The sequence below is a fragment of the Bradyrhizobium sp. USDA 3311 genome (genome assembly GCF_054062495.1).
Genome location: NZ_JBSSFI010000001.1, coordinates 3256224 through 3268050, shown reverse-complemented (window position 1 = coordinate 3268050; position 11827 = coordinate 3256224). Strand labels below are relative to the sequence as shown.

14 protein-coding genes and 1 pseudogene are annotated in these 11827 nt (G+C 64.6%); 1 reads left to right on the top strand and 14 read right to left on the bottom strand.

Annotation, left to right across the window (positions count from 1 at the left end; translation table 11 throughout):
* Positions 1–216: 216 nt before the first annotated feature.
* The 4 genes and pseudogenes from tolB to tolQ form a co-directional block, all read right to left on the bottom strand.
* Positions 217–1581 carry a Tol-Pal system beta propeller repeat protein TolB gene (gene tolB / locus ACVWW6_RS15495; RefSeq protein ID WP_028173006.1) on the bottom strand — a complete coding sequence of 455 codons (1365 nt, stop codon included), beginning with the start codon at positions 1579–1581 and terminating at the stop codon, positions 217–219.
* 23 nt (positions 1582–1604) lie between these two features.
* Positions 1605–2566 (bottom strand): annotated as a pseudogene (locus tag ACVWW6_RS15490) (cell envelope integrity protein TolA).
* A gap of 3 nt (positions 2567–2569) precedes the next feature.
* Positions 2570–3019 carry a protein TolR gene (gene tolR / locus ACVWW6_RS15485; RefSeq protein ID WP_028173005.1) on the bottom strand — a complete coding sequence of 150 codons (450 nt, stop codon included), beginning with the start codon at positions 3017–3019 and terminating at the stop codon, positions 2570–2572.
* A gap of 43 nt (positions 3020–3062) precedes the next feature.
* Positions 3063–3779, bottom strand: a complete 717-nt coding sequence (tolQ, locus tag ACVWW6_RS15480; protein WP_018641591.1) for a protein TolQ — start codon at positions 3777–3779, stop codon at positions 3063–3065.
* A 659-nt stretch (positions 3780–4438) separates the two neighbouring features.
* Here tolQ and ggt point away from each other — a divergent pair.
* Positions 4439–6145 carry a gamma-glutamyltransferase gene (gene ggt, locus ACVWW6_RS15475; RefSeq protein WP_456680970.1) on the top strand — a complete coding sequence of 569 codons (1707 nt, stop codon included), beginning with the start codon at positions 4439–4441 and terminating at the stop codon, positions 6143–6145.
* Positions 6146–6215: 70 nt separating this feature from the next.
* On the opposite strand, the gene ACVWW6_RS15470 is transcribed toward ggt, so the two are convergent.
* The 10 genes from ACVWW6_RS15470 to ACVWW6_RS15425 all read right to left on the bottom strand — a co-directional run bounded on the left by ACVWW6_RS15470 (position 6216) and on the right by ACVWW6_RS15425 (position 11618).
* A complete protein-coding gene (locus ACVWW6_RS15470) occupies positions 6216–6926 on the bottom strand; it encodes an SDR family NAD(P)-dependent oxidoreductase (protein ID WP_456680969.1) in 711 nt (236 codons plus the stop codon).
* Between the two features lie 25 nt (positions 6927–6951).
* On the bottom strand, positions 6952–7719 hold the full coding sequence (locus tag ACVWW6_RS15465; protein WP_456680968.1) for a serine O-acetyltransferase: 768 nt from the start codon (positions 7717–7719) through the stop codon (positions 6952–6954).
* Between the two features lie 52 nt (positions 7720–7771).
* Positions 7772–7921 carry a hypothetical protein gene (locus ACVWW6_RS15460; protein WP_456680967.1) on the bottom strand — a complete coding sequence of 50 codons (150 nt, stop codon included), beginning with the start codon at positions 7919–7921 and terminating at the stop codon, positions 7772–7774.
* Entirely contained in the window at positions 7918–8172 is a 255-nt protein-coding gene (locus ACVWW6_RS15455) for a hypothetical protein (RefSeq protein ID WP_231166635.1), read from the bottom strand. The genes ACVWW6_RS15460 and ACVWW6_RS15455 overlap by 4 nt, the downstream gene beginning before the upstream one ends.
* Positions 8173–8242: 70 nt before the next feature.
* A complete protein-coding gene (locus tag ACVWW6_RS15450) occupies positions 8243–8428 on the bottom strand; it encodes a hypothetical protein (RefSeq protein ID WP_456680966.1) in 186 nt (61 codons plus the stop codon).
* A 235-nt stretch (positions 8429–8663) separates the two neighbouring features.
* Complete coding sequence (locus ACVWW6_RS15445; protein ID WP_028173002.1) at positions 8664–9149, bottom strand: DUF2852 domain-containing protein; 486 nt, start codon at positions 9147–9149, stop codon at positions 8664–8666.
* 121 nt (positions 9150–9270) lie between these two features.
* Entirely contained in the window at positions 9271–10011 is a 741-nt protein-coding gene (locus ACVWW6_RS15440; protein ID WP_456680965.1) for a TetR/AcrR family transcriptional regulator, read from the bottom strand.
* A gap of 165 nt (positions 10012–10176) precedes the next feature.
* Entirely contained in the window at positions 10177–10539 is a 363-nt protein-coding gene (locus tag ACVWW6_RS15435) for a hypothetical protein (protein ID WP_011089897.1), read from the bottom strand.
* A gap of 65 nt (positions 10540–10604) precedes the next feature.
* The gene (locus ACVWW6_RS15430) at positions 10605–11009 is read right to left on the bottom strand and encodes a YciI family protein (protein WP_456680964.1); all 405 of its coding nucleotides are present in this window, start codon (positions 11007–11009) and stop codon (positions 10605–10607) included.
* A gap of 243 nt (positions 11010–11252) precedes the next feature.
* Positions 11253–11618: a nuclear transport factor 2 family protein gene (locus ACVWW6_RS15425; RefSeq protein WP_028173001.1), complete on the bottom strand. Its 366-nt coding sequence runs from the start codon at positions 11616–11618 to the stop codon at positions 11253–11255.
* Positions 11619–11827 lie beyond the last annotated feature (209 nt).

Sequence of the window (11827 nt, the reverse complement as noted above, 5' to 3'; positions counted from 1 at the left end):
TTGGAGCGTACTTTTACTCAGCCCAGGTGAAGCTTTCCTGAGGGAACATCGTTAAAGTCGGGTTGTTTTTCGGCAATAGCGAACCGATTTTCGCTGAAATATCAAGCAACTAGGCAAGCGTTGCCGAGCGCAAGGTGAAGGAAAGCTTGCCGCGCGCGCAGAACCCGAAAAAATCGGCGTGATTTTTCGAAAAGATCGCGCGTCCAAACGCGCGATCTATTGACCAGCCGTCGACGACAACAGCGGCGACCATGCCGGGTCGGAGGCGAAGCCCGGCGTCGGCACCTTCAGCTCGTTGCGGCCGGAAATGTCGACGCTGTACAGCGACGGTCCGCCGCTGCCGCCGGGATCGCGGAAGAACATCAGCACGCGGCCGTTCGGCGAGAAGGTCGGGCCCTCGTTGTGGAAGCCGGAGGTGAGCAACCGCTCGCCGCTGCCGTCCGGCTTCATGACGCCGATCGAGAACTGTCCGCCGCCCTGCCTGGTGAAGGCGATGTAGTCGCCGCGCGGCGACCACACCGGCGTCGAATAGGTGGCGTTGGTGTCGTCCTTGGAGAAGGAGATGCGCTGCGCAGCTCCCCCGCCCGCGGCCATGACGTAGATCTGCGACCGGCCACCGCGATCGGACTCGAAGCAGATGCGGGTGCCGTCCGGCGAGTAAGACGGAGACGTGTCGATCGCCGGCGTGTCGGTGAGACGCGTGGTCGAGCGCGAACGCAGATCCATCACGAACAGGTTGGAGTTGCCGCCCTGTTGCAGGCTCATGATGACGCGCTGGCCGTCCGGCGAGAAGCGCGGCGCAAAGGTCATGCCGGGGAAGTTCCCGACGATCTCGCGCTGGCCGGTCTCGATGTTGAAGAGATAGACCTTCGGATCGCCCTGGCCGAACTCCATGTAGGTGATCTCTTGCGAGTTCGGCGAGAAGCGCGGCGTCAGCACGAGGTCGGAGCCGCGGGTCAGATAGCGCACATTGGCGCCGTCCTGGTCCATCATGGCGAGCCGCTTGACGCGGCGCTCCTTCGGCCCGGTCTCGTCCACGAAAACCACGCGGCTGTCGAAATAGCCCTTCTCGCCGGTCATCCGCTCGTAGATCTGGTCGGAGATGATATGGGCGATGCGGCGCCAGTATTCCGGCGAGGTGAAGTATTGCTGGCCGGCAAGCTGCTGGCCGGAGACCACGTCCCAGAGGCGGAATTCGGCCTTCAGCCTTCCGTCCGGCTGCCGCGTCATGCGGCCGGTGACCAGCGCCTGGGCGTTGATGGTCTTCCAGTTCTGGAATTGCGGCGCGACGTCGATGTTGCTGATGCGCTCGATGAACGCGGCCTGGTCGATCGGCGCGAACAGGCCAGAGCGCTTCAGATTGTTGGTGATGACCTGCGTGACACCGTTGCCGACGTCGCCGTCCGACGGTGAGCCCGGCAGGAAGTTGGTGATCGCGATCGGGACCGGCTGGAATTCGGTGGGATCGATGCGGAGCCGCGGCTGGCCCTGAGCGAACGCATGTCCGCCCCCAAGCATCGCAAGTCCCGACCCGGTCAGGGTCATGAAGCGGCGGCGGGTGATCGATCGAGCGTCATTCATTGCAAAATTCTTTTGTTCGGATGTCACAACATGTCTTTCAGGCCGAAAGTCATCGGGATGAGCTTCCAGCTCTCGTACTGCTGCTTCGGCATGAACGAATAGACCTGACATTGCACGATGGCGCGCTTGGCGCTCTCGGCCACCGCCTGGGCAATCGACCGCGACGGTCCTCTCACCGCAACCACGATGGGCTCGGACGCCAGCGATCCGTCGATCTTCATGGGAATGTCGATGTCGGCTTCGTATTGATCGGCGTCCTGCCCGTTATAGGTGGGCGTGAAGCAGCGCTTGACTGCGCCCTGGAACGCACCTCGCCAGGTCGCAACGTTGTTGGCGGCAGTCCCGGTCGTCGATCCCAGCGACGCCGACGCATTCAGCGCCGTTCCAGCGAGTTCATGCCGGGTCGCAGCGCGCTTGTCGAGGTCGCGCTGGATCTGCGCGGGATCGAAGCTGCGCTCCTTGGGCTTCGGCTGCTGCTGCGGCTGCACCGCCGCGACCTTCTGCTCCACGGGCTTGGGCGGCGGCTTCTTCGTTTCCAGCTTCTTCTGCAGCTCGGCGATCGGATCTTCCTTGGCCGGATCAGGCTTCTTTTCCTGCGGCTTCGGTTCTTCCTTCGGCTTCGCCTCGGCGACGGGCTTGGGCGGCTCGGGCTTCTTCTCGACCGGTTTCTCGACGGGCTTCGGCGGCGGCTCGGGCGTCGCGTTGGTCTTGATCAGCTCTTTCTTCTCGGTGACCTTCCCGACGGCGTCCTCTTCGGGCTTGGGCTCGGCGATCTTCTCGACCTTGGGCTTCGGCTTGTCCTTCTCGCCGGTCTTCTGCCCCGACATCATCTTCGCGAGCTGATCGGAGGAGATGATGTCGATCGGGAGCGACTCTTCCGGCGCGACGTAGGCCCTGCTGCTAAAGGTGACCAGCCCCCATCCAAGCACGAGGACATATGGAGGGCAATCGACGCAACGAGTGTCTTGTCGACGTTCACCTTCACGGCTTACCCCTGGTCCGCTTCCGTGACGAGCGCCAGCTTCTTGAACCCCGCACCGGACAACAGGCCCATCACCCTGGCCACCGTGCCGTAATCCGCCTTCTTGTCGGCGCGCAGATAGATGCGTTCCTCGAGACCGCCGCGCGCGTCCGTGATCGCCTTCAGCTTCGGCACCAGCTCGTTGATCGCGATCTCGGCGTCGTTGATGAACACCTTGCCCTTGATGTCGACCGACATCTGGATTGGCTTCTGATCGTTCTGCTCGAGGCTCTTGGCCTGGGTCTGCGGCAGGTCGAGCGGCACGCCGACCGTGAGCAGCGGCGCCGACACCATGAAAATGATGAGCAGCACCAGCATCACGTCGACCATCGGCGTGACGTTGATCTCGGCCATGACCGGCTTGCGCCGGCTGCGGCGGCCGCCGCCTCCGGACGAACTCGCGACGTTCATGCCCATGGTCTGGTGCCCAAATTGCCCTTCACACTATACATGCCGTCCGTCAGCCCCGCTCGTCGATCTGACGCGACAGAATGGCTGAAAATTCATCGGCGAAGCCTTCGAGCCGCTGGGCCTGCCGGTTCACCTCGGAGGTGAACTTATTGTAGAAAATAGTGGCAGGAATGGCGGCGATAAGGCCGACGGCGGTCGCAAACAGCGCCTCGGCGATACCGGGGGCGACCACCGCCAGGGAGGTATTTTTCGACGCCGCGATCGACTGGAAGCTCGACATGATGCCCCAGACCGTGCCGAACAGGCCGACGAAGGGGCCGGCGGAGCCGACGGTGGCGAGCACCAGCAGCCGGCGCTCCAGGCGCTCGACCTCGCGTGCGATCGAGACGTTCATCACCTTGTCGATGCGCATCTGAAGGCCCGCCACCGAGCGGGCGTGGCTCTCGAACGAGCGCTTCCACTCGCGCATCGCCGCCACGAAGCAGGCCGCCATCGAATGCGTCGGCTTGGCCGAGAGGGTGCGATAGAGCTCCTCGATCGACTCGCCGGACCAGAAGGCCTGCTCGAAACGGTCCATCGAGCGGCGGGTACGGGCAAACAGGAAGATCTTGTCGATGGCGATCGCCCAGACCCAGACCGAGCAGGACAAAAGTCCCAGCATCACCGCTTTCACGATCCAGTGAGCCTGCCAGAACAGCGCGATCAGCGACACGTCCGCGGAAGCGGCAACCGGAAGGGCTGACTGAGCCACGTCGGCCGGATTCATAAGCTGTATCCTCTCAAGGCGATCGTTACCCGATGTTCCGTGGCAGCAAATGACCGCCGGTTCCCCAACTGCCGCGCTAGAACCGGCGCGGCCGGCAAGCCCGCTCAAAGCCTTGTCTTTCTGGGGTGCAGGGGGCTCGTCCAAAGCCGGCCGCCTGCATTCCCTGCCAAGATGTCAAAACTATGGGCCTCGACGACGGCTATGGGCGCGATTGTCCACCCTTACCAGAGCCCGGCGATAGTTAATGCGGGGTTACCGGAGCTGAATTTGGCTGCCGGAAAGGCAGGCGGCACAGACGGTTGGCCGTTTTGCTGCGGGACATGGCGGTACATGGCGGCCGACGGACCGGAGCCAGGTGCCACTGGCGAGGCCGGTTCCCTCCCCCCCCCAAGGCGATCCCAAGGCGGGAGGGAGCGCAATGGGACTCTTGGCGCTACGACACTGCACAGCGGACGCCCCTTCTGGAACCTCCTCCCCTGCCCAGCCCGAAATCGCAGAAGGCATAGCGTGCGCCACAGCTACACCACGTCCACATGCTCCATCTCGCATCTCACGGCGGGCACGAGCTGACAGGCTGAGTTCGCTGACAATAATATGCCGGCATCACCGGCCAGCCCGAGGAGCGTCCCTTGCCAAAACCACAATCCAATGTGCGGTGGATGGCCGCAGCGATCGTATCGGTCAGCCTCGTCACATTCGGCGCCGTGCGTGCGGCGTCGGTCGCGCCGGTCGCCGCGCAAAACGGCATGGTGGTGTCCGCGCAGCATCTGGCGACCCAGGTGGGTGTCGATGTGCTCAGGCGCGGCGGCAATGCCGTCGATGCCGCCGTGGCCGTCGGCTATGCCCTGGCCGTCGTCTATCCGGCCGCCGGCAATCTCGGTGGTGGCGGCTTCATGACGATCCAGCTCGCCGACGGCCGCAAGACCTTCCTCGATTTCCGCGAGACGGCGCCCAAGGGCGCGACTGCGAACATGTATCTCGACAAGGACGGCAACGTCATCAAGGGCCTTTCGACCAAGGGGCATCTGGCTGTCGGCGTGCCAGGATCCGTCTCGGGGATGGAATATGCGCGCGAAAAGTACGGCACCATGAAGCGCGCCGACCTGCTCGCCCCAGCGATCCAGCTCGCCGAGCAGGGCTTTGCGCTGGACCAGGGCGATATCGACCTGTTGCGTACCGCCACCGCGGATTTTCGAGACGATCCCGCAACGGCCGCCATCTTCCTCAACAAAGGTCAGCCGTTCCAGGTGGGTGAGAGGCTGATGCAGCCGGAGCTCGCCAAGACATTGCGCGAGATCAGCAGCAAGGGCACCGACGGTTTCTACAAGGGATGGGTCGGCAGCGCCATCGTGGCATCGAGCGAGGCCGGCAAGGGCCTGCTGACGCAGGACGACCTCGACGGCTACAAGACGCGCGAGCTCGCACCTGTCGAATGCGACTATCGCGGCTATCACGTGATTTCCGCGCCGCCACCAAGCTCGGGCGGCGTCGTCATCTGCGAGATCCTGAATATCCTGGAGGGCTATCCTCTGAAGGAGCTGGGCTACCATTCCGCGCAGGCCGTGCACGTGCAGATCGAGGCCATGCGGCATGCTTACGTGGACCGCAACAGCTATCTCGGCGATCCGGATTTCGTGAAGAATCCGCTCGACCGCCTCCTCGACAAGAATTACGCGACCAGGATCCGCGACGTGATCGATCCGAACAAGGCCGGGATATCCAAGGAGATCAAGCCGGGCGTCGCGCCGCACGAGGGCAGCAACACAACGCATTATTCAATCGCCGACAAGGACGGCAACGCGGTATCGGTCACGTACACGCTGAACGATTGGTTCGGCGCCAAGGTGACGGCGGCCAAGACCGGCGTGCTGCTGAACGACGAAATGGACGACTTCACCGCCAAGGTCGGGGTGCCGAACCTTTATGGCCTGGTGCAGGGCGAGGCGAATGCCATCGCTCCGGGGAAGCGGCCGCTGTCCTCGATGAGCCCGACCATCGTCACCAAGGACGGCAAGACCGTCATGGTGGTGGGCACGCCCGGCGGCAGCCGCATCATCACGGCCGTGCTGCAGACCATGATCAACGCGATCGATTACGGCATGAACGCCCAGGAAGCCGTCGACATGCCGCGCATCCACCAGCAATGGCTGCCGGACCTGACCAATGTCGAGGACTATGCGCTGTCGCCGGACACGCGCAAGATTCTGGAGGTCATGGGCCACAAATTCGGGCCGCCGCAACCGGCGAACCACCTCGCGGTGATCATCGTCGGCGCGCCGTCGCTTAACGGCGAGCAAGTCGGTAACAATCGCTACTACGGGGCGAACGATCCACGCCGCAACAGTGGACTGGCGGACGGGTATTGATCGTCTACGCCACCCCTAAGACGGTCATACGCGGGCACTGACGGGGTAGAAATGGTCGAGGGCCGCCCCCTCACCACTTCTCCTTCGAGGTCCGCACATCGAGCTCGAACGACCAGGCGCGTTCGGGCTGGCGGTAGAGGAACGCGAAGCCATCGACGATGCCTTCGATGTCGATCAGGCTGTCTTCGCGGCTCGCCGCATCGGGAAAGCGCGAAAAAATCTTGTCGCCGGCGATCGCACCGTCGACCACGACGTGGCCGACATGGATACCGTCGCCCGCATATTCCTTGGCCATGGCCTGCGCCAGCGTGCGCAGGCCGGCCTTGGACGCGTTGAAGGCGCCGTAGCCGGCGCGGCCGCGCAGCGAGGCGCTGGCGCCGGTGAAGAGCAGCGTGCCCGCCTTCTTCGGCACCATGCGACGCACCGCCTCGCGGCCGAACAGGAAGCCGCCGAAGCACACGACGCGCCAGGCCTGCTCGAAATAGTCGGCGTCCATCTCGATGATCCTGCCGGGCGTATTGTTGCCGGCGTTGTAGATGGCGAGATCGAGGTCTTCGCCGGCGGCATCAAACAGAGCGACAACGTCGCTCTCGCTGGTCGCGTCCGCGACGATGGGCACGGCCGCTCCGCCCGCCTTGATGATGTCGCCTGCAACCGCCTGCAACGCGGACAGCGTGCGGCCCGCGACGATCACCTTGAGCCCGTCGGTCGCAAAGCGCTTGCAGAGCCGGGCCCCGAGCCCGCGGTCCGGGCCGACACCGATCACGATTGCGGTCTTCATGGGGTGGCTCCGTACAATGATGGGATCAGGCCGCCGAGGCAGGTTCGGGGCAGTTGGTCGGCCGCGCGGGATTGCCGACGGCCGTGCAGCCAGCAGGAACGTCTGACGTCACGAGCGCGTCGGCGCCGATCTTGGCGAAATCGCCGATGCTGATGTCGCCGAGGATGGTCGCACCGCCGCCGATATAGACGCCGCGGCCGATCCGCGGCGAGCGCGTCGGCAGCTCACTGCCGCGGCCGATGCTGACGTTCTGGAGGATGGTGACCTCGTCGCCGATCACGACGTTGGCACCGATCACGATGCCGGTGGCGTGGTCGAGATAGACTGACGATCCGATGCTGGCGGCCGGATGAATGCTGACCTGCAGCGCATTCGACGCTTCGTTCTGGAACAGCAGCGCCGCGTCGCGATGGTCATGGTGCCAGAGCCAGTTCGAGACGCGCCAGGCTTGCAGCGCGACATAGCCCTTGAAATGCAGCAGTGGCGGCAACAGGTCGGCGATGGCGGGATCATGGATCGCGATCGCCTGCAAGTCACGGCCGGCCACCTCGATCAGATCGGGCGAGCCGCGAAAGGCATCGAAGGAAAAGGCCGAGAAGCGCGCGCGCTCGGCTGCGCTGCCGCCGAGCCGGCGTCCGATCAGATCGGACAAGGCCGCGGCGAAATCATCATGAGCGAGAATGGTGCCGGCAAGCGCCTTGCCGAAGACGGGATCGGCATCCGCCGCGCGCTGCGCCTCGCCGCGGACCCGTTGCCAGAGGCCGTCGCTCGCCATGATCGCAGCCTCCGCCATCGCCGCCTCCGGTGCGCCCTTCGTTTGTGCAGGCGAATATAGGCGGTCCGGATCAAGGCGCCAGTGATGCCGGGGGGACGTAACGCCGCTCGGGGGCGCGGCCCGACCGCGCCCGCTTGCGCAGGCACAGCGCATACAGCCAGCCGCCGCCTGCGGCGAGGGCCGGCAGGACGTAAAGCGCGAAATCGCGGAGCAGGATCATGGGGCAAGGTCCGCTGTCGCAAACTTAACGGCGCGCCGCAGCGCGAACGCGGCAAGCTCGTAGAGGGCGCAGCTGAGAAAGATCTTCCAGGCATCGGTGGTCACGAGGTCCTGATAGGACTTGATCTCCGTCGGCCAGTGGTTGAGGAACGCGATCGCGAGCGGCACTGAGACGCCGAATCGATCGAACAGCGCAGACGCGCGCTCGAGAAGCGCGAGCCGCTGCCTGATCTCCTTACGTTCGGCGTTCATCATGGTCGGCCCTGTTGGCGCGCGGCAAGTGCGCTGTCAGGGCTTGGTCGGGCTTGGCGCGAATCGGGTTCTACCGGTCCTGCACATGTGCGTGATCAACGCCACATAGCGAATGCCGGCCGGGACACAGGCGAAAATGGCAGTCGGGATCGGCCGCGCAGCTGCCATAGACGACGCCGATGTAGCCCAGCACTGCGAAGGCGGTCACGCCAATGAGCAGGCGGGTCCAGAGGTCCATGATGCTGTCGTCCAACATGAGAAGCGCCGCCCGGTGAGACGGGACGCGCAAGTCTTGGTGTCGGATGAGCAGGTCTGGGTTCTGGCGGCTCGTAGCCAAGCAGTGGCTCGGTCTACTCCCTCTCCCCGCAAGCGGGGCGAGGTGAAAGCGCCCCCAAAAACCAAACCGCCCGCCTGCGGGATGCGCAGGCGGGCGGCTCGGGGCCATCAGGACTTTGGGGGCATGCGCCTGAAGGCTTTGAGAGGTGTCCGGATCAACCCTGCTGCTGGTCGGTCGGCGGCGGGGTCGGACGCGTCTTGTGCTGGGCCATGAACTGGTCGAACTCTTCCTTGTCCTTGGCGTGACGCAGACGGTCGAGGAAGTTCTTGAATTCGACCTGCTCCTCTTCGAGCCGCTGCAGCGTCTCGGTGCGGTATTCGTCGAAGGCGCGGTTGCCGCTCGAGGGCGGGCCGAAGCCAAAGCCGAAGCCGCGGCGCTCCATACGGCCGCGCATGCGGTCCATCTTGTACTGCATCCGCTCCATCTTGTTCTGCCAGCGATCCTGGTGGCTCCAGCAACCCATTTTTCTGCTCCCGAGTGTGAAAAAGAGAAGGGCAAGTCCGATCGGCCACCAGATGATGAAGCCGAGGATGGTCACGGCGATCCAGCCGGGATGCCAAGGCGTGTCGAGCATATGGGGGCGCTCATAGTGTTGGTCCGAGGGGCCGCGCCATCGATTGACATCAGCGGTGTAGGCCATTTCCCATCTCCATGACGGCATCTGCGCCGTTGTGAATGTAAATAACATTTACATAGCTAGACCATCCCGCGATTTTGTCAAGCCGGCCACCCGACAGGCCTGGCGAATTATTTGCGCAATTTTATTTCGGCTTGCCCCAGGGGCCGCCCGGCGGCACGCCAGAACCGGAGGATGCCTCCGAAGGCACCGGCGGCGGCTCGGCGCCTTTCGCGGGCGGACGGCGGTCGGTCGGGAAGCCGAGACCGCGCAGATAGATCAGCACCTCGGCCTCTAGCAGCTCGTCCGGCGACATCGGCAGTTTTCGTCGCGCAGCATCACCACGCGAGAACAGCGAGGCCACGCCATGCGCCATCGACCAGATGTGCAGCGCCATCATCATCGCCGGCGGCCGCGGCGTGCCGGGAGGTGCAAGTGCCGCAAGGCGCTCCGCCGCGGCGCGAATGATGTTGAAAGCACGCTCGCTCGCGGCCTGGAGCGCCGGGTTGGCATCGACCGGCAGGCCGGACTCGAACATCGCGTTGTAGAACGCCGGCTCCTCGCGGGCGAAGGCAAGATAGGCCCTGCCGACCCGCTCGAACGCCGTGACCGTATCGGGCCGCCCGTCGTCCCAGGCCGCGGTCAAGCGCGCCTCGAACTGCTCGAAGCCGCGCTGGGCGATCGAGGACAACAGTTCGTCACGGTCGCGGAAATGCCGGTACGGCGCCGCCGCGCTGACGCCGGCCATGCGCGCCGCATCGGCGAAGGTGAAGCCGGCCGCGCCCTTCTCGGCAATCAACCCGAGGGCCGCCTGCAACAGGGCTTCCTTCAGATTGCCGTGGTGGTAGCCGCGCTCGGCGCGGCGCGTCTCCTTGCGCCAGCTCATGTGAACGAGCTTTACATGAGCCGGGCGTGAAGGTCACTAGCGCAAGCTGGATTTGGTGAACCCGTATTTCCACCGTCATTCCGGGGCGGCTCGAAAGAGCCGAACCCGGAATCTCGAGATTCCGGGTTCGCGCGCTCGCGCGCGCCCCGGAATGACGGCGGGGCCCTAACCGCCCGGGATCGGCAGCACCGGCATGATCTCGACGCGCTCGCCGGGGAAGATCGCGAAGTGCGGGTGGTTCTCGAACATCTTCGCGGCCGCTTCATGGGACGCGGCGCGGACCACGGTGAAGGCGCCCATCTCGTTGGCGATGTCGGCGATGCCCTTGTCATCGACCCGCTTGGTCTTGCCGAGCGGACCGCCCATCGCCTGGATCGCGCCTTGATGCTTCTCGGCCCAACCCTTCCAGGCCGCGATGCCCTCCAGTTCCTTCGCCTTGCGCTCGGCGTCTGACATCGCGTTCCATGCAGCCCATTTCGGGCTGGTCTTGCTGCCGAGGAATACGGCGAGATAAGTGTCGGTGCTCATTGGTTCTCTCCTTTGTTGATGACTTTGTTGATGACGGCCGCGAATTCCAATCGCGCCCGCTCTGGCTAGTTCTTCAGACCGTCGAAGCCGGCGGCCGCGGCCTGCACGTCCGGCGGAAAGTCGGCCATCTCCTGCACCTGCCGGATCTCAATGACTTCATTGGCCGCGGCCGGGCACTGCTTCGCCCACCCGATCGCCTCGGCACGCGAGGCGACCTCGATCATCCAGTAGCCGCCCAGCACTTCCTTGGCTTCAGTGAAGGGTCCGTCGGTCACAACAGGCTCGCCAGTCGCAAACGACACGCGCGCGCCCATCGCGGGCGGATGCAGGCCGTCGAGCGTGATCAGGACGCCGGCGTCATTCAGCGCCTCGTTGTAGCGCATCATCGCGGCGACGCGCTCGGGATCGAGTTGCACGTCCGGCGGCGCGGTCTCGTAGCCGAGCGGGATCATCAGCATCATGAATCGCATGGGCAGTTCCTTGCTTACCTGGTCCTTCCGGGATGCGCCGCGAGGCGCAGGCCCGGAATCTGTTCATCGACAATCTCTGCGGTCCGATGGATTGCGGCCTCAGCCCTGCGGGCTGCCCCGGAATGACGGGCGAGATGAGCGGGCCGAACCAGCCCGCGCTTCCCTGTAAGACGAATGCCTTGCTATGGAATCGACACCGTGGCGGAAAATTATTCCGGAGGTCATGCCTCGGAAGTTCCTGCCTCAGCGCGGCTGCGGCAGGAACCGGCCGTCCTGGAAGGCGGCGCCGAAATAGACCTCGACGCGGCGGATCCGGCCGCCGGCGAAGCTGAGGAACTCGGTGTTGCGAAAGCTCCTGCCATCGGTCGCCAGGCAGCGATAGGTGACGAAAGCCTCGTCGCCGACGACGAAGATGCGCTCGATCTCGTGGCGCGCGATCCAGCCGGTGTCCCGCCAGCAGCGTTCGAAATAGGTCGCCTTGTCGAGGTCGTCGTCGAACGGGCTGGTGAAGCGGAAGTCGTCGGCGAGCGCCTCGCTCACCCGTTGCCGGTCATTGGCGAGATAGGCGGCGAAGAGGTCTCGGATCAGGCGGGCGTGGTCGTCAGGCATGGATCGGTCTCCTCGGCAGACGTCGCTTAGAAGACGATGCAGCGGCGGCCGCGCCGACATCGCGCCAGGCGTTCCGCCGGCAGAACGCAAGAATATGTCGAGTGGTTCTCGTCCGGATCGATGGGCATCGCCAGGGCCTTTCTCGTCGGGACCAAAGCGAAGTAAAAGGGACCGGCCCTCGCGTGGGAACAGCCTTTCGAACACAGGAC